The 25028-nt window shown below is 70.8% G+C and carries 22 protein-coding genes and 1 pseudogene; 17 read left to right on the top strand and 6 right to left on the bottom strand.

Annotated elements, in window-relative coordinates; all coding sequences use genetic code 11:
* Positions 1–93: 93 nt before the first annotated feature.
* The 7 genes from OIE74_RS17720 to OIE74_RS17690 all read left to right on the top strand — a co-directional run bounded on the left by OIE74_RS17720 (position 94) and on the right by OIE74_RS17690 (position 9565).
* Positions 94–1164 carry an aldo/keto reductase gene (locus tag OIE74_RS17720; protein WP_329384448.1) on the top strand — a complete coding sequence of 357 codons (1071 nt, stop codon included), beginning with the start codon at positions 94–96 and terminating at the stop codon, positions 1162–1164.
* 186 nt (positions 1165–1350) lie between these two features.
* Positions 1351–3804 (top strand): phosphoketolase family protein, encoded by a 2454-nt coding sequence (locus OIE74_RS17715; RefSeq protein ID WP_329384445.1) that lies wholly within the window; start codon positions 1351–1353, stop codon positions 3802–3804.
* Between the two features lie 132 nt (positions 3805–3936).
* Positions 3937–4851, top strand: coding sequence for an NADP-dependent oxidoreductase (locus tag OIE74_RS17710; protein WP_329384443.1), 915 nt, complete (start codon positions 3937–3939; stop codon positions 4849–4851).
* Between the two features lie 35 nt (positions 4852–4886).
* Complete coding sequence (locus OIE74_RS17705; protein ID WP_329384440.1) at positions 4887–5366, top strand: MarR family winged helix-turn-helix transcriptional regulator; 480 nt, start codon at positions 4887–4889, stop codon at positions 5364–5366.
* Between the two features lie 217 nt (positions 5367–5583).
* A complete protein-coding gene (locus OIE74_RS17700) occupies positions 5584–6192 on the top strand; it encodes a TetR/AcrR family transcriptional regulator (protein ID WP_329384437.1) in 609 nt (202 codons plus the stop codon).
* A gap of 39 nt (positions 6193–6231) precedes the next feature.
* A complete protein-coding gene (locus tag OIE74_RS17695; protein WP_329384432.1) occupies positions 6232–8469 on the top strand; it encodes an MMPL family transporter in 2238 nt (745 codons plus the stop codon).
* Positions 8470–8563: 94 nt separating this feature from the next.
* Positions 8564–9565, top strand: a complete 1002-nt coding sequence (locus tag OIE74_RS17690) for a sporulation protein (protein WP_329384430.1) — start codon at positions 8564–8566, stop codon at positions 9563–9565.
* Between the two features lie 30 nt (positions 9566–9595).
* Here OIE74_RS17690 and OIE74_RS17685 read toward each other — a convergent pair whose 3' ends face one another.
* Together OIE74_RS17685 and OIE74_RS17680 are read right to left on the bottom strand one after the other, a co-directional pair.
* Complete coding sequence (locus tag OIE74_RS17685; RefSeq protein ID WP_329384426.1) at positions 9596–10552, bottom strand: M56 family metallopeptidase; 957 nt, start codon at positions 10550–10552, stop codon at positions 9596–9598.
* A 2-nt stretch (positions 10553–10554) separates the two neighbouring features.
* Positions 10555–10950: a BlaI/MecI/CopY family transcriptional regulator gene (locus tag OIE74_RS17680; RefSeq protein ID WP_329384423.1), complete on the bottom strand. Its 396-nt coding sequence runs from the start codon at positions 10948–10950 to the stop codon at positions 10555–10557.
* Between the two features lie 117 nt (positions 10951–11067).
* Here OIE74_RS17680 and OIE74_RS17675 point away from each other — a divergent pair, with 117 nt between their 5' ends.
* Positions 11068–11253: a twin-arginine translocase TatA/TatE family subunit gene (locus OIE74_RS17675; protein ID WP_384203950.1), complete on the top strand. Its 186-nt coding sequence runs from the start codon at positions 11068–11070 to the stop codon at positions 11251–11253.
* Positions 11254–11267: 14 nt separating this feature from the next.
* Here the strand turns inward: OIE74_RS17675 and OIE74_RS17670 are convergent, their stop codons facing one another.
* Entirely contained in the window at positions 11268–13457 is a 2190-nt protein-coding gene (locus OIE74_RS17670) for an MMPL family transporter (protein ID WP_329384420.1), read from the bottom strand.
* Positions 13458–13689: 232 nt separating this feature from the next.
* Here OIE74_RS17670 and OIE74_RS17665 point away from each other — a divergent pair, with 232 nt between their 5' ends.
* Entirely contained in the window at positions 13690–15573 is a 1884-nt protein-coding gene (locus tag OIE74_RS17665; protein ID WP_329384417.1) for a LamG-like jellyroll fold domain-containing protein, read from the top strand.
* 20 nt (positions 15574–15593) lie between these two features.
* Here the strand turns inward: OIE74_RS17665 and OIE74_RS17660 are convergent, their stop codons facing one another.
* Positions 15594–16610: a helix-turn-helix transcriptional regulator gene (locus tag OIE74_RS17660; protein WP_329384414.1), complete on the bottom strand. Its 1017-nt coding sequence runs from the start codon at positions 16608–16610 to the stop codon at positions 15594–15596.
* Positions 16611–16748: 138 nt separating this feature from the next.
* On the opposite strand from OIE74_RS17660, the gene OIE74_RS17655 reads away from it, so the two are divergent.
* From OIE74_RS17655 to OIE74_RS17630, 6 genes and pseudogenes are all read left to right on the top strand, one after another.
* Positions 16749–17324: a DinB family protein gene (locus tag OIE74_RS17655; RefSeq protein ID WP_329384411.1), complete on the top strand. Its 576-nt coding sequence runs from the start codon at positions 16749–16751 to the stop codon at positions 17322–17324.
* Positions 17324–18427, top strand: coding sequence for a winged helix DNA-binding domain-containing protein (locus OIE74_RS17650; protein ID WP_329384407.1), 1104 nt, complete (start codon positions 17324–17326; stop codon positions 18425–18427). The genes OIE74_RS17655 and OIE74_RS17650 overlap by 1 nt, the downstream gene beginning before the upstream one ends.
* A 139-nt stretch (positions 18428–18566) precedes the next feature.
* Positions 18567–19781, top strand: a complete 1215-nt coding sequence (locus tag OIE74_RS17645; protein ID WP_329384404.1) for a serine hydrolase domain-containing protein — start codon at positions 18567–18569, stop codon at positions 19779–19781.
* Positions 19782–19893: 112 nt separating this feature from the next.
* Positions 19894–20460, top strand: coding sequence for a snapalysin family zinc-dependent metalloprotease (locus OIE74_RS17640; RefSeq protein ID WP_329384403.1), 567 nt, complete (start codon positions 19894–19896; stop codon positions 20458–20460).
* A 136-nt stretch (positions 20461–20596) separates the two neighbouring features.
* On the top strand, positions 20597–21043 hold the full coding sequence (locus OIE74_RS17635; RefSeq protein ID WP_443076358.1) for an O-methyltransferase: 447 nt from the start codon (positions 20597–20599) through the stop codon (positions 21041–21043).
* Positions 21040–21303, top strand: a pseudogene (locus OIE74_RS17630) (transferase); the annotation flags it as partial. The gene OIE74_RS17635 and the pseudogene OIE74_RS17630, both read left to right, overlap by 4 nt.
* 18 nt (positions 21304–21321) lie before the next feature.
* On the opposite strand, the gene OIE74_RS17625 reads toward OIE74_RS17630, so the two are convergent.
* Positions 21322–22005, bottom strand: a complete 684-nt coding sequence (locus OIE74_RS17625; protein WP_329384400.1) for a DNA-binding response regulator — start codon at positions 22003–22005, stop codon at positions 21322–21324.
* Positions 22006–22071: 66 nt separating this feature from the next.
* On the opposite strand from OIE74_RS17625, the gene OIE74_RS17620 reads away from it, so the two are divergent.
* A complete protein-coding gene (locus tag OIE74_RS17620) occupies positions 22072–22914 on the top strand; it encodes an oxidoreductase (RefSeq protein WP_329384397.1) in 843 nt (280 codons plus the stop codon).
* Between the two features lie 125 nt (positions 22915–23039).
* Here the strand turns inward: OIE74_RS17620 and OIE74_RS17615 are convergent, their stop codons facing one another.
* Complete coding sequence (locus tag OIE74_RS17615) at positions 23040–24707, bottom strand: hypothetical protein (protein WP_329384394.1); 1668 nt, start codon at positions 24705–24707, stop codon at positions 23040–23042.
* Between the two features lie 82 nt (positions 24708–24789).
* Here OIE74_RS17615 and OIE74_RS17610 point away from each other — a divergent pair, with 82 nt between their 5' ends.
* Positions 24790–24990, top strand: a complete 201-nt coding sequence (locus OIE74_RS17610) for a hypothetical protein (protein WP_329384391.1) — start codon at positions 24790–24792, stop codon at positions 24988–24990.
* Positions 24991–25028: the final 38 nt, after the last annotated feature.

Raw genomic sequence — 25028 nt, 5'->3', positions numbered from 1 at the left:
GTTTCGTTAGTGGCACTTCTCTGTTACGTTGAGGCCATCTTAAAGGGACGGGAGTCCCGTTAGTAATCTCAGGGTCTCGTGGAGGGGTCGATCATGGAGTACAGGCAGTTGGGCGCGTCCGGGCTCAAGGTCCCGGCTCTCAGCTTCGGCGCGGGCACGTTCGGCGGGCAGGGCCCGCTCTTCGGTGCCTGGGGCAACACCGACGCGCAGGAGGCGCGCCGGCTCGTGGGCATCTGCCTGGAGGCGGGCATCTCGATGTTCGACACGGCCGACGTGTATTCGGCGGGCGCGTCCGAGGAAGTCCTCGGCCAGGCGATCAAGGGGCGCCGCGACGAGGTGCTGCTGTCGACGAAGACGAGCCTGCCCATGGGCGACGGGCCGGCGGACGCGGGTTCCTCGCGCTCGCGGCTGATCCGGGCGACGGAGGACGCGCTGCGCCGTCTCGGCACGGACCACATCGACCTCTTCCAGCTGCACGCGTTCGACGCCGGGACGCCCGTCGACGAGGTGCTGTCGGCGCTCGACCAGCTCGTGCGGTCCGGGAAGATCCGTTACGTCGGCGTCTCCAACTTCTCCGGCTGGCAGCTGATGAAGTCGCTGGCCGCCGCCGATCGGCACGGTTACCCGCGCTATGTCGCGCACCAGGTCTACTACTCCCTCGTCGGCCGCGACTACGAGTGGGAACTGCTGCCCCTCGGCCTCGACCAGGGCGTCGGCGCGATGGTCTGGAGCCCGCTCGGGTGGGGGCGGCTCACGGGCAGGCTGCGTCGTGGCCGGCCGCTGCCCGAAGGCAGCCGTCTGCACCGGACCGCCGACTTCGGGCCGCCCGTGGACGACGACCATCTCTTCCGCGTGATCGACGCCCTCGAAGGGATCGCGGAGGAGACCGGCAGGACCGTTCCCCAGGTGGCCATCAACTGGCTGCTACGGCGCCCGACCGTCTCCTCCGTCATCATCGGCGCCCGCAACGAGGCGCAACTGCTCCAGAACATCGGCGCCGTGGGGTGGGAGCTCGCGCCGGAGCAGGTGGCCCGGCTCGACGCGGCGAGCGCCAAGGTGGCGCCGTACCCCTACTTCCCGTACGAGCGCCAGGAGGGCTTCGCCCGCCTCAACCCTTCGCCACTCAACCCTTCGCCGCTCAAGCCTTTGAACTCAAGCCTTTGAACCCCTCACCACACGTCCACCGCTGACCGCTGCCGCGTGGGCCCGCGGGTCCGGGTACGCGGGCGAAGGGCCGAACATCCCCCGACCGGGCCGGTCGGCCTCTACCACCACCCCACTCCCGCTGTGCGACGGTGACCGGGAGCAATGGACGAGCACGAAAAGTGACGACGTGGCGGGAGAGAGACCATGCGGCAGGAGAAGCGGACGCCGAGGGCGAAGTTCGGGAAGGGCAAGTCGGGTGCGGAGCGTCCCACCGTCCTGACCGACGGAGAACTGACCGCACTCGACGCGCACTGGCGGGCCGCGAACTATCTCGCCGTCGGCCAGATCTACCTCATGGACAACGCGCTCCTCACCGAGCCCCTGCGCCCCGAGCACATCAAGCCACGGCTTCTCGGCCACTGGGGCACATCCCCGGGCCTCAACCTCGTCCACACCCATCTCAACCGGCTGATCAAGAACCGGGACCTCTCCGCCCTCTGCGTCTGGGGCCCCGGGCACGGCGGGCCGGCCGTGCTCGCCAACTCCTGGCTGGAGGGCTCGTACGCGGAGACGTATCCCGACGTGACCCGGGACGCGGCCGGCATGAACCGGCTCTTCCGGCAGTTCTCGTTCCCCGGCGGAGTTCCCAGCCATGTCGCCCCGGAGACGCCCGGCTCCATCCACGAGGGCGGCGAACTCGGCTACTCCCTCGCGCACGCCTACGGCGCCGCCCTCGACAACCCCGACCTGCTCGTCGCCTGCGTGATCGGCGACGGCGAGGCCGAGACCGGGCCGCTGGCCGGGTCGTGGCATGCCAACAAGTTCCTCGACCCGGTCCACGACGGCGCCGTCCTGCCGATCCTGCACCTCAACGGCTACAAGATCGCCAACCCCACCCTCCTCACCCGCGTCCCCGACGACGAACTGGACGCTCTGCTGCGCGGATACGGCCACGAGCCCCTGTACGTGACGGGCAGCGACCCGGCCGAGGTCCACCGTGCCCTGGCGGCGGCCCTCGACCGTGCGGCCGACCGCATCGCCGCGATCCAGCGGAACGCCCGGGACGGCGCCGGCCACGACGGCGACCGCCGGAACCGAGCCGCCCACGAGCGGGCCGCCTGGCCCATGATCGTGCTGCGCACCCCCAAGGGCTGGACCGGTCCCGCCGAGGTCGACGGGCTGCCGGTCGAGGGGACGTGGCGCTCCCACCAGGTCCCGCTCCCGGGGGTACGCGAGAACCCGGACCATCTCGCCCAGTTGGAGAGGTGGCTGCGCTCCTACCGCCCCGACGAGCTCTTCGACCGCGCCGGCCGTCCCTCCGCCCAGGTCCTGTCCTGCGTGCCAGCCGGCACCCGCCGGCTCGGCGCGACCCCGCACGCCAACGGTGGCCTGCTCGTCCGCGATCTGCCGGTCCCGCCGCTGGACGACTTCGCCGTCCAGGTGGACAAGCCCGGCCTGGCTCTGCACGAACCCACCCGCGTTCTCGGCGCGATGCTCGCCCGGATCATGACGGACACCGCCGACCGCAGGGACTTCCGGGTCGTCGGCCCGGACGAGACGGCGTCCAACCGCCTGGAGGCCCTCTTCGACGCCACCGGCAAGGCCTGGCAGGCACGCGTCCTGCCCACCGACGAACATCTGGCGCGCGACGGCCGGGTGATGGAGGTCCTCTCCGAGCACCTGTGCCAAGGCTGGCTGGAGGGCTATCTCCTGACGGGCCGTCATGGACTCTTCTCCTGCTACGAGGCGTTCGTGCACATCGTGGACTCGATGGTCAACCAGCACATCAAGTGGCTGAAGACATCGAGGGAGTTGGCCTGGCGCCGGCCGGTGGCGTCCCTCAACTACCTGCTGACCTCCCATGTCTGGCGCCAGGACCACAACGGTTTCTCGCACCAGGACCCGGGCTTCGTCGATCACGTACTCAACAAGAGCCCCGAAGTCGTACGGGTCTACCTGCCGCCGGATGCCAACACCCTGCTCTCCGTGGCCGACCATGTGCTGCGCAGCCGCGACTACGTGAACGTCGTCGTCGCCGGCAAGCAGCCCGGCTTCGACTGGCTCACCATGGACGAGGCCCGCGCGCACTGCGCCCGTGGCGCGGGGCTGTGGAAGTGGGCCGGTACGGAGGACGGGACCCGGGAGCCGGACGCCGTCCTGGCCTGCGCGGGGGACGTGCCGACTCAGGAGATCATCGCCGCGGCGGGCCTGTTGCGCCGACATCTGCCCGAGCTGGCGGTCCGCGTGGTCAACGTGGTCGACATGACCCGGCTGATGCCGCGCGAGGAGCATCCGCACGGGATGTCGGAGGCCGAGTACGACGACCTGTTCACCACGGACAAGCCTGTGATCTTCGCGTACCACGGCTACCCGTGGCTCATCCACCGTCTCGCCTACCGGCGCACCGGCCATGTGAACCTGCATGTCCGCGGCTACAAGGAGATGGGCACCACGACCACGCCCTTCGACATGGTCGTCCGCAACGACCTGGACCGCTACCGCCTGGTGATGGACGTCATCGACCGGGTGCCGGGGCTCGGTGTCCGGGCGGCCGGCGTACGCCAGGCCATGGAGGACACCCGGACCCGCCACCACAGCTGGATCCGCGAACACGGGGTGGATCTGCCGGAGGTCTCGGACTGGCGGTGGGAGGGCTGAGGCCAGGGCGGCGCATCCGGGACCGGACCTCCCCGAGGTGATTACTTGGCTAGCCACACAATCGGTGCTACTTTTATGTGGCTGGCCACAGAAGTGGGCGGCGCAACGCATCCGCTTGAGGAGACACCAGTCATGAAGGCCATCGTTTTCGACACGTTCGGCGGCACCGAGGTCCTGCACGAGGCGGAGATCGACACTCCTCAGCCCGGCCCCGGCCAGGTCCGCGTACGCGTTCACGCTGTCGGCGTCAACCCGGTGGACGGCAAGATCCGCTCCGGTGTCATGGAAGCCATCTTCCCCACCACGCTGCCCGCCGTGCCCGGCGGGGAGATCGCCGGTGTGGTCGACGCCGTCGGCGAGGACGTCGACCACCTGAAGGTGGGGGACGAGGTGCTGGGCTGGTCCGACACCGGCTCCTACGCCCAGTACGCAGTGGCATCCGCGGCCGTCCTCGCGCCCAAGCCGGCCGGCCTGGAGTGGGCCCACGCCGCCGCCCTGCCCGTGGCGAGCGACGGTGCCGAACGCGTGCTGGATCTGCTCGACGTCAGCGCGGGTGAGACGCTGCTGATCCACGGAGCGTCCGGTGCGCTCGGCACCATCGCCGTCCAGCTCGCCGTCGCACGCGGCGCCCGCGTGATCGGCACTGCCGGAGCCGCCAACCAGGAGTACGTCACCTCGCTCGGCGCGACCGCGCTGGTCTACGGGGACAACCTGGTCGAGCGGGTCCGCGCGCTCGCCCCCGAAGGGGTGGACGCGGTCTTCGACGCCGCGGGCAAGGGCGCTCTGGAGGACTCCATCACCCTTCGCGGCGGCACCGACCGGATCGTCACCACCGCGGACTTCCGCGCGCGCGAACTCGGCATCGTCTTCGCCGAGGGCCCGCAGCGCCGCTCCGCCGCGCGGCTGGCCGAACTGGCCCAGCAGGCCGCCGACGGCACACTGGTGACCACGCTCAGCGCCACCTACCCGCTGGCGGAAGCCGCCAAGGCGCAGCAGGCCGGCGATGCCGGCCACAACCGTGGCAAGCTCGTCCTCACGGTCAACTGACCGATCAGCCCCAGTCTTGTGATGAGGGAGCAGCAATGTCCGACACCACCTCGTCGGAGCTGCCGAACGCGGCGCGCGACGGGCAGTTGAGCTACGCCATTTTCCAGCTCGCCCGCGTCCACCGCGGCCACGCCGCCGCCATGCTGCGCGCCATGAACCTGCACCCGGGCCAGGAACTGCTGCTGATGCAGCTCTTCGACCACGACGGCCAGACCCAGGCAGAACTGCTGGAGCGGGTCGGCCTCGACCACTCCACCGTCTCCAAGTCGCTGCGCCGCATGCAGGAAGCCGGGCTGCTCACCCGGGAGCCCGCGCTTCACGACCGGCGGGTCATGGTGGTCCACCTCACCGATGCCGGGCGCGCCCTGGAAGAGCCCATCACCGATATGTGGCGCACCCTGGAGCAGGTCTCCGTGCGTGATCTCACCCCTGAGCAGGCCGAGATGTTCACCACATGTGCGCGCTTGATCGAGAAATCGGTCAGGGACCACAGCCGGCAGGCATCTGCCGGGTAATCAGGCACGGCCAGGTGGTCCACTCGCCAGTCCAACCACCCCTCCCAACCCCTCCGACCCCGTGCGCGGCGAGGGCGTCCCGAGGACGGCCCTCGCCGCCCGGACGACGAGACCACTCCGCGGACGTCTCGTCGCCGTGCAGGAGTGGCGCACCTCCGCGGGGTGGTCGAGACCCCCGCGCGCGATAGCTGACCGATCGGACAGTTATGGTGGGGGCATGGCACGTCCCGCCTCCGCCCTGCGCGGAAACATCCTGGAATCGGCGTTGCAGCTGTTCGCGACGCGCGGCTACGAAGGCACGTCACTGCATGACATCGCCACGGCCGTCGGCTGCTCGAAGGCGTCGCTGCTCTACCACTTCACCAGCAAGGACGCGATACTCACCGAGCTGCTGACCCCCGCCGGCGAAGGACTCGCCGCGCTGCACGCCCGGCTCGTCCCCCTCGACGGGCAGGAGGCGGTGGAGGCGGCCGTCATCGGCTACGTCGATCTCGCGATGCGCTTCCGGCGCGAGGTCAAGATCCTCTTCGCCGACGTCCCCGGCATGACCACGCACCCGGCGCTCGGCAGCATCCCCGCCATCGTCGACGGCCTGCTGAACGCGCTCACGGGCCGGTCCACCGAAGCGCGGGACGTGGTCGCGGCCCACATGGTTCTCGGGGCCGTCTTCGTCACGGGCGCCAGCGACATCCCTGTACCGGACGAGCGGCTGCGCGCCGAACTGATCCGCGGCGCCCTGCGCACGCTACGGCCCGATCCCGACCCGGAGTTGGTGCCCGATCCCGATCCCGACCCGGACCCACGGCCCGGTCCATCCAGAAGCTGACCCGGCCTCCGCCGACCACCGAGAAGAGAAACCTCCGCCATGGCTTCCCTCCTGTACCGGCTCGGCCGGTTCTCCTTCCGCCGGCGCAAGCGCGTCGTCGCCGTATGGCTGGTCCTGCTCGCCCTGTTGGGCGGAGCCGCCGCGACCCTCATGGGCCCCACCAGCGACAAGTTCGCCATCCCCGGCACCGAGTCCCAGCGCGCGCTGGACTCGCTCAAGGAGCAGTTCCCGCAGGCCAGCGGGACGACCGGCACGATCGTCATAGCCGCGCCCGAGGGTGGCAGGCTCGACAAGTCCGCGGTTGCCCCGGTCGTACGGGACGCCGCCGCAGTGCCCGGTGTGGTCGGCGCGGTGGACCCGTTCCAGGCCGGCACGGTCTCCAAGGACGGCCGATACGCCCTGGTCCAGGTGCAGTTCGACACCGCCAAGGACGAGGTGACCGACGCGCAGCGCTCGGCGTACGAGAAGGTGGGCGCCGCCGAGGAGGGGCTGCGGGTCGAGCACGGCGGTGAAGTCCTCAGCGCCGAGGTCGAGGTGGGTTCCACGGAGGCGATCGGTGTCCTGATCGCCGCGGCCGTCCTCGTCGTCACCTTCGGCTCCATGGTGGCCGCCGGTATGACGCTGCTGAACGCGCTCGTCGGCGTCGCGGCGGGAATGGCCGGGCTCTTCGCCGTGAGCGGCGCGGTCGAACTCACCAGCACCGCCCCGATCCTGGCGCTCATGCTGGGTCTCGCCGTCGGCATCGACTACTCGTTGTTCATCACCTCCCGGCACCGGCAGTACCTGTCCGAAGGCATGGCCGCCGAAGAGGCGGCCGGCCGCGCTGTCGGTACCGCAGGTTCGGCCGTGGTCTTCGCGGGCGCCACCGTCGTCATCGCCCTCGCGGGGCTGACCGTCGTCAACATCCCCTTCCTGAGCGTGATGGGCCTCGCGGCCGCGGGTACGGTCGCCGTCGCCGTCCTGGTCGCGCTCACGCTGCTGCCGGCACTGCTCGGCTTCGCCGGCCATCGCGTACTGCCCCGCAAGCAGCGCCCCGGCCACCCGTCAGCGGCCGCCGTCGACCTCACCAAGGAGCCCCGCGAGGGCTTCGGCTTCCGCTGGGGCCGTACGGTCACCCGCTTCCGCGTCCCGGTCCTCGTCGTCGGCATCCTCGGTCTCGGCGTACTCGCCCTCCCCGCCGCCGACATGCGCTTGGCGCTGCCCGACGCGGGTACGGCGGCGGCCGGTTCCGCCACCCGTGAGGCGTACGACCTGACGAGCGAGGGCTTCGGCCCCGGCTTCAACGGCCGCCTGATCGCGGTCGTTTCCAGCGACGACGCCGCGACCACCGCCGCCGGGGCGAAGGAGGCCGCCGCGCGGATCCAGGGCACCAAGGACGTACTCACCGTCGCCCCGCCCCTGTTGAACAAGCAGGGCACCACCGCACTGCTCACCGTCATCCCCAAGGCCGGCCCCACCGACGAGGCCACCGAGAAGGTCGTGCACACCGTCCGTGACCGCGTCGCCGACATCGGGGACGGGGGTGTCGCGGGTGCGAAGGGCGCCACGATCGGGCTCTCCGGCACCACGGCCGTCGGCATCGACGTCTCCGAGAAGGTCGCGGACGCCATGCTGGTCTATCTGCTGCTCGTGGTCGGTCTGTCGATCCTGCTGCTGATGCTCGTCTTCCGGTCGTTCCTGGTGCCGGTGAAGGCCGCGCTCGGCTTCCTCCTCACCATCGGCGCCACCTTCGGAATCACCGTGGCGATCTTCCAACAGGGCCACTTCGCGGACCTGTTGGGCATAGACGTCCCGGGACCGCTGGTGAGCTTCCTGCCGATCCTGCTCATCGGCATCCTGTTCGGTCTGGCCATGGACTACGAGGTCTTCCTCGTCTCGCGGATGCGTGAGGACTTCGTCCACGGCGCCGGCGCCCAGGAGGCGACCGTCAGCGGCATGGGGCACAACGCCCGTGTCGTCACGGCCGCGGCCCTGATCATGACGGCGGTCTTCGGCGGGTTCATCTTCATGCCGGACCCGATCATCAAGTCGATGGGATTCGCGCTGGCCGTGGGCGTGCTCGTCGACGCCTTCATCGTGCGAATGGCGCTGGTCCCGGCGGTGATGTCCCTGCTCGGACGCGCCGCTTGGTGGCTGCCGCGCCCCGTCGACCGGATCCTGCCCAACCTCGACATCGAGGGCGAGAGCCTTCGGCACACGCTCGTGCCGGAGCCGCGGCAACGCACGGTGGCCGAGAACGAGCGCGCGGCGAAGGACGAGGACGCGGTCAACGTGTGACAGCGCCCTGCGCTCCGTATGATCGTGCGTGCTTCTACAGGGCTGTAGAAGTAATCGTGCATCAGAAGTCCGGGAATGAAGGAGGAACACCTCGATGGTGTTCAAACGGCTGCTCGGTTCACTCGGTGTCGGCGGGCCGAGTGTGGAGACGGTGCTGGACGGCGGGGCGGTTCTGCCGGGAGGCACCTTGCGCGGTGAGGTCAGGCTCACCGGCGGGAGCGCGTCGTACGACATCGACCGGCTCACCCTCGAACTCGTCGCCCGCGTCGAGGCGGAGCACGAGGAGGGGGAGAGCGAGGGGCTGGTCGGCTTCGAGCGGTACGACATCGGCGGCGGCTTCCGGCTGGGCGCGGAGGAGTCGTACAGGGTGCCGTTCGCGGTGCCGCTGCCGTGGGAGACGCCCGTCTCCGAGCTGCACGGTGAGCCGCTCGGGATCCATCTGGGCGTACGTACGGAGCTGGAGGTCGCCGGAGCCAAGGACAAGGGCGACTTCGACCCGTTCGACGTACGGCCGTTGCCGGTGCAGGAGGCCGTTCTTGAGGCGCTCGGACAACTCGGCTTCGGCTTCAGGTCGGCGGACCTGGAGCTCGGGCACATCCGGGGGAGCGGCCAGCGACTGCCGTTCTACCAGGAGATCGAGCTGATCCCGGCGCCGGCCTACGCGCACCGTCTGAACGAGGTCGAGGTGACCTTCCTCGCCCACCCCGGCGGGACGGAGGTCGTCCTGGAGGCCGACGGGCGCGGGGGCTCGGGTGTGGACGACGCGATGAACAGGCACGCGGTCGGACTCGACGACCCGGCCCGCGCCGACTGGAACGCGGTGGTGACGGGCTGGATCGACCAACTCGCCGCCGCTCACCAGGGTTACGGCCATCAGGATCACGGCTACCACGGCCACCACGATCACGATCACGGCCACGGTGCCAAGCACGGCTCCGGCTCGGGCTCCGGCATCAGCACGGGCACGGCGGTCGCCATCGGTGCGGCCGGACTGGCCGTGGGCGTGGCGGGCGGCCTGGTGGCGGCCGAAGTCGTAGACGAGGTGGGCGACTTCTTCGAGGGCGACGAGGAAGAAGAGGAAGGCGAGGTGGAGTAGGAAAGCCGGGCGGATCCGGCCCGGCGCCCACTACAGCGGAGTCGCCGCCTTCAGCACGAAGAAGAGCGTCACCGTCGCGTTCGCCGAGGACAGCGCCGAGCCGACCGTCCCCGCCGTCGCCGTCCAGACCGCCAGCCCCGCCGTGGTGAAGACCGAGGGCCACGTCATCGCGGTGGGCGCCGGCGCGAGCAGCGCGGCGACCCGGCGCGGCACGGGCCCCGCACCGACGATTCCGGCCAACGTCGGCGTCGGGGCCCCTCGCGAGACGAGCGCCGCCTTGCCGATGGCGCGGGCGACCAGTGTGCGGCTGCCGGTCGTCCGGGCCGCCTCCTCGTCGGCCCAGCGCTCGGTGGTGTACGCCACGGCAGCCCGCAGGGGCCGCAGCAGCGGGTTGGCCCGCGCCGCCAGCTGTACGGCGAGCAGGCAACGATGGTGACGTCCCGTCAGGTGCGCCTCCTCGTGCGCCAGAAGCGCCTTCCGCTCCGACGGGGTCAGGCGGCCCAGCAGCGCGCCGGAGACGACGATCCGCCCCTGAGCGGCCCCCTCGCCCCCTCGACGCCCGTGCCCCGGCAGCGCGTACGCGTACGGCTCCGGGTCCGGCAGGACCACCAGTCGTTGACCTGGCAGCCCCCGCAGCGCCCGCCAGGCCTCCCGCCGTACGCGCCGGTGCCGCCGCCCTGTCGCGCCGCATCCCACCGCCACCACGACGAGGGCGACGATCGCCGCCTTGCCGGCCACCTCGTCGTACGGGACGGCCTCCCGCACCTCCGCGTCCGACCAGCCGTCGGGCAGCGGGTTTCCCGGCAGTTGGGCCGTGCCGACGACCACCAGCAGCCCCAGGCACAGCGTGCTGCACACCGCGAGCACCACGGCCAGCGCGCTCAACAGGCGGGTGGCCAGGCGGGGATGGAGATGCTGCTCGGCCAGCCGCGCGACCGGCACCGCCGTGAGCGGCAGCACCAGCGGCAGAAGGACGAAGACGCCCACGGTCAGCCCTCCGCCCCGTCGTCGGCGGTGTGCAGCAGGTCGCGCAGTAACCGCTCGTCGTCGTACGACAGAGCGGTGACGAACCGCGCGAGCACCGCCTCGCGGTCCGACTCCGCGTCCAGCACGCGGCGCATCCGCAGCGCGGCGAGCCCGGCCCCGTCGGAGGCGGCGCGCCACTCGAAGGAACGGCCCGAACGCTCCCTGGTCACCGCGTTCTTGGCCTGGAGACGGGTCAGGATCGTCATCACCGTGGTGTACGCGAGGGCTCCGCCGAGCCGTTCGCGTACCCAGCCGGCGTTGACCGGCCCCGGCGCCTCCCGGAGCGCGGCCAGCACCTGCGACTCCAGCTCTCCCTGCCCCCGGCGCCGACGCTCGTCCGGGCCCTCACGCTCGCTCACACCGTCTCCCGTCAACTTCTACAGTGCTGTAGATTCTGGCGTAGATCGCGGGCCCGTACCAGTACGGGCCCGTTCCGGTGCGAACGTCTGCCGCGCTCGCGCGGCCTGGAGGTTCTGTTGTTCGGCCTTGGTGAGCTGGCGATCATTCTGATCGTCGTGATTCTGGTACTCGGCGCCAAGAGGCTTCCGGATCTGGCCCGTTCGGCGGGCAAGTCGGCCCGGATCCTCAAGAGCGAGGCCCGCGCGATGAAGGAGGAGAACCGGCAGCCGCCGGGTCCCCGTCCCCCAATTCCCCCTCAGTAACGGTCCGTTCCCCGTCAGCGGGGGTCTTTCCGCGTCGGCTCGATGGAGAGGTTCGGCACGATCCGGCGCAGACCCGCGGGCAGGGCCCAGTTGGCCGGACCCATCAGATGCATCAGGGCCGGGACGAGCAGCCCCCGGATGATCAGGGCGTCGACGAGTACGGCGAAGGCCAGCCCGAATCCGAACTCCTGGAGCACATGGTTGTCGCCGATCAGGAACGAGCCGAACACCAGGATCATGATCCCGGCCGCCGCCGCGATGACACGGCCCGTCTTCGCCTGACCGTGCGTCACCGCCCAGTGGTTGGCCTCGACCTCGTCCGCGTGCGTCGAGGCCGCCCGCCGGTGGTGCCACTCCTCCTGCATACGGCTGACCAGATACACCTCGTAGTCCATCGACAGTCCGAAGAGCACCGAGAACAGCAGGACCGGGATGAAGGCGTCGACCGGCCCGGCGACCGGCACGTTGAGCACCGACAGACCCCAGCCCCAGGTGAACACGGCGTTCAGCGCGCCGAGCGCGGCGCCGACGGACAGCAGGTTCATCACCGCCGCCACCAGCGGGATCAGCAGACTCCGGAACACCGCCACCAGGAGCAGGAACGCCAGGATCACGACGACGGCGATGAACAGCGGCAGTTTGTCGCTCAGCACCCGTGAGAAGTCGATGTTCGTCGGTGTCACCCCGCCCACATGGACGGGTGGATGACCGGGTCCCTCCGCCTCGGGCGCCAGGTCGCGGATGGTGCTCACCAGGGTCACCGTCTGCCTCGCGCCCGGACCGGTGCTCGGGTAGAGGATCGCGAGCGCGACCTTCCCGTTGGGCGAGACCGTCGCCGGGGTCACGGTCACCACCCCCGGCGTCTTCGCCGCGGCGGCCAGGAAAGTGTCGAACGCCCTCGCGTCCGCCGGTGAGTTGATCTCGGTCACCAGTTGGAACGGCCCGTTGAAGCCCGGCCCGAACCCCCGGGCCAGGGCGGTGTACGCCTGGCGGGTGGTGGAGTCCGCGGGGTCGTTCGCGGCGCCGGACGACCCGAGGCGCAGCGAGAACAGCGGCAGCGCGACCACGACGACCAGGGCCAGCGCGAGCGCCGCCACCGGAATCCTGCCCCTCTCCACGAACCTCGCCCAGTGCAGCCAGAATCCGGCGGCGTCGTCGGAGACCGGCCCCTTCTCCTCGTGCGCGCGGCGCTCGCGCCGCGAGAGGGTCTTGGGACCGAGGAAGCCGAGCATGGCGGGCAGGAACGTCAGCGAGGTGGCCATCGTCAGGGCGACCGTGAGCGCGGACGCCAGCGACAGCCCGTACAGGAAGTCGATCCCGAGCGCGAACTGCCCCAGCAGCGCGATGCACACGGTGATCCCGGCGAACAGCACCGTCCGCCCTGAGGTGTTGACCGCCCGCACCGCCGCCGCCTCGTACGGCAGCCCGGACTTCACCGCGCTGCGATGGCGGCTGATGATGAACAGGCCGTAGTCGATGCCGACGCCGAGCCCGATCAGCACGGCGAGGTCGCTGGAGACGCTCGGGGTGTCCATGACGTGGGACACCAGGCTGATGAGGGAGGTGCCGATGAACAGCGCGACGCCCGCCGTCACCAGCGGCATCAGCGAGGCGAACAGCGCTCCGCCGAACACGATCAGCAGGATGACCAGCGCGGCGATGGCGCCCACCGCCACCGAAAGGCCGGGGCCCGAGCTCTCCTCGGCGGTGATGGCCTGACCGCCCAGCGAGACATGGACGTTCGGGCCGTCGGCGGTCCTGGCGGTGTTGATCAGTGTCCGGGCGTCCGCCTCGGTGACGTCGGCGGCCCGCATCTGCCAGTTCACGGCGGCGAACGCGATGGTGCCGTCCTTGCTGATCTGCTTCGCGCCCCGTTCGCTGTACGGGCTGACGACCGAGGCGATGCCGGGGATCGCCGCGACCTTCGCGAGCATCGCGGTGACCGGGTTCCGCACCGAGTCCGAGCGGACCGTGGCTCCTCCGGTGGCCTCCACGACGATCTGGTCGCCCTCGCCCGACGCCTGCGGGAAGTTCTCGGTGAGGAGGGTCACGGCCGCCTGCGCGTCGGTGCCCGGCAGGCTCGCGCTCTCGTTGTACCTGCTGCCGAACACCTGGCTGAGCGCGACGGTGCCGACCAGGACCAGCAGCCAGCAGGCCACCACCCAGCGGCGGCGTCGGAAACACCAGTGAGCCAGACGAGACACGATGTTTCTCCGCCGGGATGTCGAGTGGCGCCGGACAGGACCAGTGAAGAACTACTCGACGTGAGAGCCGTCGCGGCGAAACGTCACTCCAACGTGGGCGGGTCAGGAGATGTGTTCAGGTCTTCGGACGGGTCCGCGACGGCCGGCGTTCAGTGCGGTTTTGTCCGGCGGTCGCCGGAGAGGCACACGATCCCCACAGACACGCAAGGTGTCGAGAGCTGGGAGAGATCGTATGAGCAAGTCCATCACTTCCGGTCCGGACCGCCGGTCGCTGCTGCAAGCGGCGATAGCGGTTCCCGCGGTCGGAGCCGCCGCCTCGGTCCTGGGCACGCAGCCGGCGGATGCCACGTCCCGCACGCCCGGTGCCTCCGGACGGGGCCGTTACGACGAGGAGAGCCCGCGCTTCGCGCTCGCGGTGCTGCCGGACACGCAGTACCTCTTCGACGCCGACAGCGCCGACCCGGAGCCGCTGCGGGAGACCTTCGACTACCTCGTGTCGGAGCGCGAGGAGGCGAACATCGCCTTCATGACGCATCTCGGTGACGTGACCGAGCACGGCACGGAGGAGGAGATAACCCTCGCCGCCAAGACCTTCAGGACCATCCACGGCAAGGTGCCGTACAGCGTCCTGGCGGGCAACCACGACATCGACGGGAGCAAGGACGACCAGCGCGGCGACTCCGCCTACCTGAAGGCCTTCGGGCCCGCCCGGTTCAGCGCCATGCCGACCTTCGGCGGCGCGTCCCCCGGCGGCTACAACACGTACCACGTGATCAAGGCGGCCGGCCGGAGCTGGCTGATCTTCGCCCTCGACTGGCGCGCCTCGGACAAGGCCCTGGCCTGGGCCCAGAGCGTCCTGGACAAGCACCCCACCATGCCCGCCGTGGTGACCACCCATGACATCGCCTACGCCGAGGACAACGGCCAGGCGCACCTGTCGGACAACGGCCAACGCCTCTGGGACCGCCTCATCAAGGGCAACGACCAGATCTTCCTCGCGCTGGGCGGGCACTACTGGCCCTCGGGCCGTACGGTCCTCAAGAACGACGCCGGCCACGACGTGCACGTGCACATCACCAACTACCAGGACCGCTACTACGGCGGCGCGGGCATGATCCGCCTCTACGCCTTCGACACGGCGCGCGACGTGGTCGACGTCGAGACCTTCTCGCCGTGGTTCCTGCGCCGCGACCCCGAGAAGCGGACGCCGCTGGAGGCCGAGACGGTCGAACTGACCGGCGACGTCGACCGGTTCAGCATCGACATCGACTTCGCCGAGCGCTTCAAGGGCTTCGACGGACTCGTCCCGCCGAAGCCGCGCCCGGCCGGCCGCGTGATGCCGCGGGGCACCGTGGCGTACTGGCGGTTCGACTCCGACGGTCTCGCCGGTCCCGGCGGACCGGGGTCCACGGTGGGCAAGGGCGTCGTCGCCCGCGACCTCTCCGGCCACGGCAACGACCTGCGGGTACAGCTCCTGCACGACAGCGCGGCGGAGGTGCTCACCCGGTCCGCCGACCACCACACCCACCAGCCGGCCCACGCGAGTCTGCGCTTCGACGGCGGCAAGGGACCCGACCGGGGCGCGGTGCTCACCACGAGCGCCACGGCACCGCTCAACAGCGCCCGGTTCACGTCCGGTTTCACCATCGAGACGTTCATCAAGCTGCCGGACCCCTACGAGGGCGACCACGCCTGGATGGGCATCCTCAGCTGGGAGGGGCGCAACGGCGACGCCGGCAAGACGACGGGCTGGTCGACGGACGAGCCCACGTGCAGCCTCAACATCACGCCCGAGCGGTTCCTCCAGTTCGTGCTCTACCCGCACGTCCAGGACGCCGACCCCACGTCGTGGAGCCACGCCCTGCCCGTCGGCCGCTGGACGCACATCGCGGTCGTCAACGACGGCCGTGGCACGGTGATGTACGTGGACGGATCGAAGATCGCCCGTAACCCGTCGCAGCGGGCCACCGGCATCGCCACGCTGGGCAAGCCGTTCGCGATCGGCGGGACCCAGTTCAACGAGCGGTTCGGCCAGGGCTTCTACGGCTGGATCGGCGACACCCGCATCGTCGACCGCGCCTTGAAGCCGGGCGACTTCCTGCTGCCCGTCAAGTAGGTCCGGCGCCCCGGCAGGACCTAGGTCCCGTCGGGGCGGCGGCCGGCCGCGGCGCCGGCGTACCGGCGGGCCAACCGCGCGCAGGCTTCCCTGAGTTCGGGCGGCCCGACGACCTCGATGTCCGCGTCGAACCTGCCGATGGTGGCCGCCAGACCCGCCCATGACCACGAGCCCGTGACCAGCCGGCAGCGGTCCGGGCCCAACTCCTCGACCAGTCCGTCGCGGAGGTAACGGGAGACCTCCGCGGCGGGCAGATCGAGGATCACCTCGCCCCGGCAGGGCCACCCGGCGGAGCCGTCGGAGCCGTAGATCCCCTGGAATCTGCTGATCACGAAGGCCGTCACGTCGCCACCGGGCAGTTCACGCGGGGTGAAGCGGGGACCCGTCGGCGTACGCGGGGAGATCCGGTCCGCGCGGAACGTACGCCAGTCCTCCCGGTCGAGGTCCCACGCGACGAGATACCAGCGCCCGCCCCAGGTGACGAGGTGATGCGGCTGCGTCCGGCGCGGCGGCGGCCCATCGGTGTCACCGGTGTCACCGGCTCTCGCGTAGTCGAAGCGCAGCTCCTCACGCGCGTGGACCGCCGCGCTGAGGGCCATCAACACACCGCTGTCCGCCTGCGGGTTGGGCCGCGCGGCGGGCGGCTCGACGGCCGTGACCCGGAGGGTGTCGATACGGCGGCGCAGCCGCGCGGGCATCACCTGCCGGACGGTGTGCAGCGCGCGTGCCGCGGCCTCCTCGATGCCCGCGCCGGTGGTTGCGGCGATCTGGAGTGCCACGGCCAGGGCGACGGCCTGCTCGTCGTCGAACAGCAACGGGGGCAGCTCCGTACCGGCGTCGAGCCGGTACCCGCCCTCCGGGCCCTTGGTGGCCACCACCGGGTAGCCGAGCTCGCGCAGCCGGTCGACATCGCGGCGTACGGTGCGCGGGCTGACGTCCAGCCGCTCGGCCAGCAGCGCCCCCGGCCAGTCCCGGCGGGCCTGGAGCAGCGAGAGCATCGACAGCAGACGTGCTGAGGTCTTCGGGGTCTTCGGCATGACACCGATTGTCGCCCGAGAAGCGGTCACAACCTGTCCTCTTCTCCTGGGAAGGTTCTCCTGTGCCGGAAAGCGGCACGACAGAACGACCACGACAAGCGACCAACCTGATGAACCCAGTGGAAGGGCCCGCCCACGATGAACGCCACCTCCTCCTCCCCGGCCGCCGACCCCGAGCGCTCAGACCTGCTCGCCACCCTCGCCACCGTGCGATCCGCCCTCACCACCACGGTGCGCGGCCTCAGCGACGAGCAGCTCGGCGAGCGCCCGACGGCCGGTGAACTGTCCCTGGGCGGGCTGATCAAGCACGTCGCCTCCACCGAGGAGGCCTGGCTGCGCTTCGCGCTCGACGGCCCGTCGGCGATGAGCTTCGCACTGCCGGACGGTGTCACCTGGGCCGACTTCGCCGCCGGTACCGCCACCGAGTACCCGCGGTGGGCGATCGACCGTGAGAACGACTTCCGGATGCTGCCCGGCGACACGTCGGCCGGGATCCTCGCCCGTTACGAGAAGGTCGCCGCCCGCACGGAGGAGATCGTCGCCGCCCTCCCCGACCTGTCGGTGACCCACCCCCTGCCGGAGGCGCCCTGGAACGAGCCGGGAGCGGTGCGCAGCGTACGCGCGGTGCTGATGCACGTCATCGCCGAGACCGCGCAGCACGCCGGGCACGCGGACATCGTGCGCGAGTCGATCGACGGGCAGAAGTCGACCTGATGGCGGCCGTTCTCGGCACCAGGGCGCTCAACCGCGCCACGCTCGCCCGGCAGTTGCTGCTCGACCGCTCCGCACTGCCGGTCGTCGACGCCGTCGCGCACCTCGGCGGACTCCAGGCGCAGGAACCGCAGGAGCCGTACGTCGGACTCTTCTCGCGGCTGCGCGCGTTCCAACCCGGGGCGCTCTCCGGCCTGTTGACCGGGCGGCGCGTGGTGCGGACGCACCTCATGCGCCGTACGGTCCATCTCGTCACCGCCGAGGACGCCCTGGCCTGGCGGTCCCGCCACGACGCCATGCTGCGTCAGCGCGTCCTGGGGGTGTACCGGGGCGAGCTCGAAGGGACCGACCTCGAAGAGCTCGCGGCGGCGGGCCGGGCGGTGCTGGCGGACGGCGAGCCGCGTTCGATGACCGAGCTGGCGCGGGCCGTCGCCGAGCGCTGGCCGGCGGCCGGGACACGGGCGCTGGGGGAGATGCTGATCACCGCGCTCATCCCGACGGTTCAGCTGCCGCCGCGCGGGCTGTGGCGGACGCGGGCGGGAGTGCGCAGCGTCCCGCTCACCGCCTGGCTGGGCCGGGAGGTCGCTCCTCTGTCGTCGGACGGCTCGGATCCGGTGGGCCAGGCGCTGCTGCGGCGCTATCTGGCCGCGTACGGCCCCGCCGCGTCGGCCGACCTGCGCGCCTGGTGCGGGCTCGCCGGACTGCCGGCGGCGGTGGCCGCGCTGCGGGAGGAGCTGGTCGCCTTCCGCGACGAGCGCGGCCGGGAACTGCTGGACCTGCCCGGCGCCCCGCGCCCCGACCCGGACACCCCGGCCCCGGTCCGGTTCCTGCCGGCGTTCGACAACGCGATCCTCGGCTACCACGACCGCGGCCGGATCATCGACGACGGACACCGCGGTCTGTCGGTCGCCGGCGCCCGTGTGGTCCTGCTCGACGGCCGGGTCGCCGCGACGTGGACGGTGGAGGCGGGCACCGTGACGGTCACTCCGCTGCGCCGTTTCTCCCGGGCGGACCGCGCGGATGTCGCCGAACAGGGCCGGGAGTTGGCGCTGTTCCTCTCCGACAGGGAGAGTGACGGTGTACGGGTGACCGGGTCGCAGGGCTGAGGGGACACCCCGGGGGTGGTGCTGGCTGTACCCCGGAGTGGCCCGCTGGCCGGATCGTGGCCGGCGGGCCGTTTTTCTAAGTTGGTGATCACACCGCACGGAGCGGTGACACCATCAACTCCCAAGGAGCCGGCGGACCATGGCGACCAAGACCTTCACCCGGACCACCTCCCGCGTGCTGACCACGACGCTCGTCACCGCGCTCGCCGCGCTGGGTGTGGCGGTGCCGGCGGCGACCGCGGCGCAGCAGGCGGGCCCGACGCCGGGGTCGTCGGCGGGGTCGTCGGCGAAGGGGACGCTTCAGCAGCAGGTGGACGCGGTCCAGAAGACCGGGACCGTGGGTGTGCTCGCCCGGTCGACCGGCCCGCGCGGAGTCCAGTACGCGACGGCCGGGGTGGCCGACACCGAGACGGGCCGGAAGGCGCGGCCGGGTGACAAGTTCCGTATCGCCAGCGCGACGAAGACCTATGTCTCCACCGTTCTGCTCCAACTGGCCGGCGAGGGACGGCTCTCGCTGGACGACACCGTCGAGGACCATCTCCCCGGCCTCGTGTCCGGCAACGGCAACGAAGGCAGCAGGATCACCGTACGGCAGCTGCTGAACCACACCAGCGGCCTGTTCAACTACACCGCCGATTTCCCCGCCCTGACCAGCATCGCCGCCTACGAGGCCGGCCGCTACACCACCTGGACCGACGAGCAGCTCGTGGGCATCGCGACGCGCCACGCACCCAACTTCGAGCCCGGCGCCAACTGGTCGTACTCCAACACCAATTACACCCTCGCCGGAATGATCATCAAGCAGGTCACCGGCCACACCTGGCAGCAGGAGGTCACCAAGCGCATCGTGCGCCCCCTGGCCCTGCACAACACCAGCACCCCCACCACCTCCTCCCGTATCCCCGGCTCCCACCTGAAGGGCTACTCCGCCTTCGGTGAGTCCGCTCCGGCGATCGACATCACCGAGTTCAACCCGAGCGCGGCCGGCGCGGCGGGCGCGATGATCAGCACCACCGGCGACATGACCACCTTCTACCAGGCGCTCCTGGGCGGCCGGCTGCTGAAGCCCGCGCAGCTGAAGGAGATGAAGACGACCGTACGGGCCACGGAGCTGGACGAGGCCTGGCCGGGCGCCCGTTACGGTCTCGGCCTGATGCGGCTCCCGCTGACCTGCGGCGGCAGCTACTACAGCCACGCCGGCGACCTCCCCGGCTACGCGACCCGCACCGGCGCCACCCCGGACGGCCGCCGCGTCGTGATCCTGGAGGCCACGGGCGACGGCTCGATGCCGGGCTCCATCTACGCGACGAGCGACCTGATCGACAAGCAGCTGTGCGCGGGCCGCACCAAGTAGCCGGCGCCGGACGGCAGTTGGATTGACTGATTGGTGCCGGGCGCCGCTGGGCAGTGAGCAGGGGAACTTCGTGTCATGTTCACAACTGTCTCTCCCCCCAAGGAGGCACACCATGCACATCCGTAAGCTGACCGGCGGGCTCGTCGCCGCACTGGCTGTGACGTTTTCCCTGATGGGTGGCCAGGCCACGGCGGCTCCCGCCGCGGCCCAGGACAGAGCCGCGGCCGCGCGGGTGGTCACCTACGACGCGGGCGGTTCCGCGGAGTTCAGGTCCGCGGTCGACCGCGGGGCGGCGATCTGGAACGAGAGCGTCGACGCCGTCGAACTGCGCCCGGTCGCGGCCGGCCAGCGCGCCAACATCCAGGTCCTGGCGGACAACGGCTGGCCCCGCGCCCTCACCACGTCGCTGGGCAACGGAACGGTCTGGATCGGCCGCCAGGCGGTGAACGAGGGCCACGACACGATCCGTATCTCGTCCCATGAACTGGGCCACATCCTGGGCCTCCCGGACCGTAAGCCCGGCCCGTGCACCAGCCTGATGTCCGGCTCCAGCGCGGGCACCTCGTGCAAGAACCCGTACCCGAACGCGGCCGAAAAAGCCGAGGTCGAGGGCTACTTCGGCGGCGCGTTCGCCCGTACGGCGGGCTCGGTGCCGCTCAACACGATGATCGTGGACTGATCGCCGGCCCATCGGTGCCGCCCGACCACGACTGCCCGTACGCCCCGGAGTGCCCGTCGCGCTCCGGGGCGTACGGCGCTACCGTGCGGTGGTGATCAGTGACGGAAAGTCGGCGGCGCGTACGGTCCCGCCCCGCGTGGTGGCCGCGGAACGTATCGCCGCCGAGACGGGGTTCACGAAGAGCTGCCTCCCCGAGGTGGGCCGGCTGCTCAGGCTGGCCGCCGCGTCGAAACCCGACGGGGTCGTCGCGGAGAGCGGCACCGGCTCGGGAGTGGGCACCGCCTGGCTGCACAGCGGCCTCGCCGCCGGTGCGCGCCTGGTCACCGTGGAACGTGACGAGGAACTGGCCCGGCGGGCCTCCGGCGTCTTCGCGGACGACGAGCGCGTCAGCGTAATGACCGGAGACTGGCGGCTGCTAGGTCCTGTCCGGTGGATCTTCGCGGGCCCGGAACGCCTGGCACGGCACCTCGCCGCGTTGCCGAAGTGCCCACAGGAAACCACCCTGCGGGCACTTCGGCGCCTTGCGATGCACCGCACCAGACGCCCCGGGCTTATCCGCGAAGATCCACCGGACAGGACCTAGATCGGCACGCCCCCTTCGACGTCTTCTTCTGCGACGGCGGCGGCAAGCGCGACGACCCCGGGAGGGTCGTCGAGTTGCTGGCCCCTGGCGGCCTGCTGATCCTGGACGACTTCACCCCATCGCCCCACTGGCCGCCCCGCTTCGAGGGCGAGGTGGACGAGCTCCGCGTCTTCTATCTGACCCATCCGGCGCTGGAAGCCACCGAAGTACTCACCACCCCCGCGAGTTCAGCGGTCGTCGCGGCCCGCCGCCTCCCCTGAGCGCCCCGGGCCGGACCGCTACGGCCGGTGGGCCAGCCCCAGTTCGCCCGCCCGCAGCCCGGCCTGGAAGCGGGAGCCCGCCTCCAGCCCGGCCATCAGGTCGGCCACGCGCCGACGGTACGTACGCAGGGAGACCCCCAGCCGCCTGGCCGACGAATCGTCGGTGAGTCCCGAGGCGAGCGCGTCGAGGATCACCCGGCCCTCGGCGTCGAGGTGCGGCACATCGCCGCGCAGATAGCTGTCGAGATCGACGGCGGTGTCCCAGATCGCCCGGAACATCGAGTGGACGCCCTCGACCAGGGTCTCCGACGTCGTCACCGTGTACTCACGGCCGGTGGGCGACGCGGGGGTCTCCCGGCCGGCGAGGATCATCACCCGCCGGTCGATGAGGATCGTCTCGTGCGGCAGCAGCGAGCCGCTGATCCGTACGAGGGCGCCCCGGCTCCGTACCTCCCGAAGATGCGCCCTGGCCCCTTCGTCGGCCAGCGCGACCGGGCTGAGCAGCTTGCGGACCGCGAGGCGGCCGGGGGAGCCGGCGGCGCCCATCCGCCTCGCGATCCCCGCTCTCGCCTCCGGCTGCGACCAGGTGTCGAGGTCCCGCGCGGCGCACACGAACTCGGTCTGCGCGGATTCGAAGAGATGACCGGCACGCGCGACGAGCTCGGCGTCGCCCTGTACTGAAAACACTTGTTCGTTCCGCATTCCACCAGTCTGGCAGCAAGCTGCCACGAACTCGCCGGGCTCCGTGACCGGCGGCACGATGAAGCCATGACGATCAAGACTTTCTCCCTGGGCGGGGACCTGACCATCAACCGGCTCGGCTTCGGCGCGATGCGCCTGGCCAGGGGCACTTTCGCGGGCCCGATGCGGGACACGGCGACCGGCGTCACCGTGCTCCGGCGGGCCGTCGAGCTGGGCGTGAACCACATCGACACGGCCGGCTTCTACGGCGGCCAGGACGTGTGGGCCAACGACATGATCCGTACGGCGCTGACGCCGTACCCCGACGACCTGGTGATCGCGACGAAGGTCGGCCCGCTGCTCGGGCCGAGCGGTGTGCCGACCGAACAGGCGACTCCCGACCGGCTGCGCGGCCTGGTCGAGGGGGATCTGCGCGCTCTCGGTCTCGACCGGCTCGACCTGGTCTATCTGCGGGTGGGCGCGACGCACGGACCCGGTGGCGAGTCGGTCGCCGAACGGTTCGCGGCACTGGCCGAGCTCCGCGAGGAGGGGCTGATCCGGCATCTGGGCGTCAGCAACGTCGATGCCGCCCAGCTCGCGGAGGCCAGGGCCGTCGCACCCGTCGCGGCGTTGCAGAACGAGTACCTGGACGATCTGGCGCTGCTCGCGGAGTGCGAGGAGGCGGGCATCGCGTACGTCCCGTACTTCCCGCTCGGCGGTGGCCACAACCCGCTCGACACCACGCGCCTCGACAAGGTCGCCGCCCGCATCGGCGCGACCACCCCGCAGGTGGCGCTCGCCGCCCTGCTGGCGGCCTCGCCGACGGTGCTGGCGATCCCGGGGACGGGCAATGCCGATCACCTGGAGGAGAACCTCGGGGCGGACGATCTCACGCTCGGCGAGAGGGACTTGGCCGAGCTGCGGGGCTGACGGAGGGGCTGACGGCAGGGTTGAGGGCGGGGCTGACGGCGGGCCTGACCACGAGGCCGACGGGCGCCGCCCCCCGACGGATGCCGAGGGGCGGCGGTGTGCCGAGGGGCGGTCACCCGGCACCGTTACGTCGGGATGGGCTTGATCTTGCTGCAGTTCTTCCAGTCCACCCACGGGCGGGCGCCGCCGCTCTTGGGGCCGGTGGCGTACTCGGGATTGCCGGTGATCGTCTGCGACTTCTCCTCGTGGGTGATGTCGATCCCGAAGAGCTTGAACCCCAGGGTGAACTGCCCGGCGGAGATGCCGAATCCGATGCCCAGCGACGCGTTCCACCAGTCGGTGTTGGCGTTGTAGTCGAGCCTGCTGAGCTTCGCCTTGTCGTGCAGGAGCCTTTCGAGCGGGCTCGCGTCGGGGCCGGGCACCTTGGCCGAGTCCGTGGGCGAGGGCAGCGGGTTCTTCGCCGGGTCGCCGTTTCCGCGCAGCCAGTCCTCGACGATCGTGCTGTCGGCGTCGTTGTCGAGAATGAGCTCGGACGTCTCGGTGTGGATCTTCGAGTTGGTGGATCCGCCGCCGCCACCGACGTCGATGGTCACGGGACCGGCGTTGGCGCCCGCCTCGACCTTGACGCCGCCGCCCTCGCCGGCCTCCTGGCTGGTGGTGACCACCAGCTTCTCGGGGCGGTGCGACTTGCCGTCCTTCTCCTCCTGGTCGTACGTCGCCGCGTCGTAGGTGACCGCCACCTGCTGCATCCGCTCGCCGACAGCGACCCCGCCCACGCCGGCCGAGCCCTTGACGCTGAAGGTGTAGACGAAGGTGATCTTTCCGGCGTTGGGTCCGCTGTGCGACCGCATGACGACGACGTCCTCGGTCATCGTGCCGTTGGCCAGCTCGCCGGATATCTTGCCGAGATCCTTGGAGTCCTTGCCGCTCTTGCCGTTGCTCTTGAACTTTCCGCCGAAGTTCGCGTTGCCCGACGCCTCGATGGAGGTCTTGGTGATGTCGACGTCCGGCGCCTTCTCGGGCGGCAGGTCGGGCTTCTTCTTGTTCGCGTGGTAGCCGCAGATCGCGCCCAGTTCGGAGGAACGGGGGCCGGCGGGCCTGCTGTTGCACTCGTCCTGGGCCTTGAGGTACTCGGTGAACTGCTTGGCGTCCTCAAGGTTGAGCTCAAGGTCCTTCTGCGTGTCGCCGGTCTTGTTGCCGGAGAAGAGCCACTGTCCGCCGCTGCCGCTGCCCGCGAGGTAGGTGCCGCTCAGTTTGGCGCTGCCGCCCCAGTCCTCAAGGCCCTTGATGCCCGCGGAGATGCTGGCCGTGACACCGCCGCCGGTCTCGGTGATCCGCTCCAGGGTGACGGTGCCGTCGGACCACTGCTGGAGCTTGACCGTCTCCGAACTGCTGATCTTGATGAAGAAGATCTGGACGACGACGGTGGTCTTCGTCTGGTCCTGGGCCAGCAGACACCTGGTGGGCTCGAACGGGTCGCCGTTCGGGACGAATTCGTCCCCGCCGCCGCCCCCGCCCTCGCCGCCGCCCTCACCGCCGTCCGCGAAGTCGCCGGTGGCGCACGCCTTGGCGTCGCTGAGCGGGTGGATGACCCGGCACACCGCGCTCTTCAGCCCGGTCCCGGTGTCGGCGGGCACACTGAGCCCGACGATCGCGGCGACGATCGCGGCCACGACCCCGAACATCGCGGCGTACTCGGCGCCGCTCTGCCCTCTGTCACGGTGCCTCGGATCTCGCCATCTGTGTGTGTGCGTGTGCGACTGCCACCACTGGAACCTGCGGCCCTTCTTCATCTGTTCTCCCACCTCGCGCTGTCGTCTCCGCCCCCGAGCGCGAGCAGCGTAAGGACTGGTCAGGGCCCATTCGGCAGGGTCCATGGACCCACTGGTGGCTCCTTCAGGGCCGATCCGGGAGGTGTTCATCTTCTGGTTGACCGGCAACACCTTTGACGACGCCCGCAGTTACCGAACCGGGCATTCCGCCGCCTCGGACGGCGACGCCGGGGTGCCGTTCGAGGCACGGTCGCGGGTTGATCGCGCGTTGATCGCGGGTCGGTTCTGTCCGGCGGTCAGTTGAGGGTCTGGGCGGGCCCAAAGGGCCCTACGGGACCTACG

The organism is Streptomyces sp. NBC_01716 (genome assembly GCF_036248275.1).
Taxonomy (GTDB): domain Bacteria; phylum Actinomycetota; class Actinomycetes; order Streptomycetales; family Streptomycetaceae; genus Streptomyces.
This window is presented reverse-complemented; position numbering and strand designations above follow the sequence as displayed.

Excerpts from the sequence above, each read along its gene's own strand:
- OIE74_RS17710 (WP_329384443.1), top strand. The coding sequence starts at position 3,937 with ATGAAGGCCATCGTTTTCGACACGTTCGGCGGCACCGAGGTCCTGCAC.
- OIE74_RS17640 (WP_329384403.1), top strand. The coding sequence starts at position 19,894 with ATGCACATCCGTAAGCTGACCGGCGGGCTCGTCGCCGCACTGGCTGTG.
- OIE74_RS17650 (WP_329384407.1), top strand. The coding sequence starts at position 17,324 with ATGGCGGCCGTTCTCGGCACCAGGGCGCTCAACCGCGCCACGCTCGCC.
- OIE74_RS17715 (WP_329384445.1), top strand. The coding sequence starts at position 1,351 with ATGCGGCAGGAGAAGCGGACGCCGAGGGCGAAGTTCGGGAAGGGCAAG.
- OIE74_RS17615 (WP_329384394.1), bottom strand. The coding sequence starts at position 24,707 with ATGAAGAAGGGCCGCAGGTTCCAGTGGTGGCAGTCGCACACGCACACA.
- OIE74_RS17720 (WP_329384448.1), top strand. The coding sequence starts at position 94 with ATGGAGTACAGGCAGTTGGGCGCGTCCGGGCTCAAGGTCCCGGCTCTC.
- OIE74_RS17695 (WP_329384432.1), top strand. The coding sequence starts at position 6,232 with ATGGCTTCCCTCCTGTACCGGCTCGGCCGGTTCTCCTTCCGCCGGCGC.
- OIE74_RS17690 (WP_329384430.1), top strand. The coding sequence starts at position 8,564 with ATGGTGTTCAAACGGCTGCTCGGTTCACTCGGTGTCGGCGGGCCGAGT.
- OIE74_RS17660 (WP_329384414.1), bottom strand. The coding sequence starts at position 16,610 with ATGCCGAAGACCCCGAAGACCTCAGCACGTCTGCTGTCGATGCTCTCG.
- OIE74_RS17645 (WP_329384404.1), top strand. The coding sequence starts at position 18,567 with ATGGCGACCAAGACCTTCACCCGGACCACCTCCCGCGTGCTGACCACG.
- OIE74_RS17620 (WP_329384397.1), top strand. The coding sequence starts at position 22,072 with ATGACGATCAAGACTTTCTCCCTGGGCGGGGACCTGACCATCAACCGG.
- OIE74_RS17655 (WP_329384411.1), top strand. The coding sequence starts at position 16,749 with ATGAACGCCACCTCCTCCTCCCCGGCCGCCGACCCCGAGCGCTCAGAC.
- OIE74_RS17700 (WP_329384437.1), top strand. The coding sequence starts at position 5,584 with ATGGCACGTCCCGCCTCCGCCCTGCGCGGAAACATCCTGGAATCGGCG.
- OIE74_RS17625 (WP_329384400.1), bottom strand. The coding sequence starts at position 22,005 with ATGCGGAACGAACAAGTGTTTTCAGTACAGGGCGACGCCGAGCTCGTC.
- OIE74_RS17705 (WP_329384440.1), top strand. The coding sequence starts at position 4,887 with ATGTCCGACACCACCTCGTCGGAGCTGCCGAACGCGGCGCGCGACGGG.
- OIE74_RS17610 (WP_329384391.1), top strand. The coding sequence starts at position 24,790 with ATGGACCCACTGGTGGCTCCTTCAGGGCCGATCCGGGAGGTGTTCATC.
- OIE74_RS17665 (WP_329384417.1), top strand. The coding sequence starts at position 13,690 with ATGAGCAAGTCCATCACTTCCGGTCCGGACCGCCGGTCGCTGCTGCAA.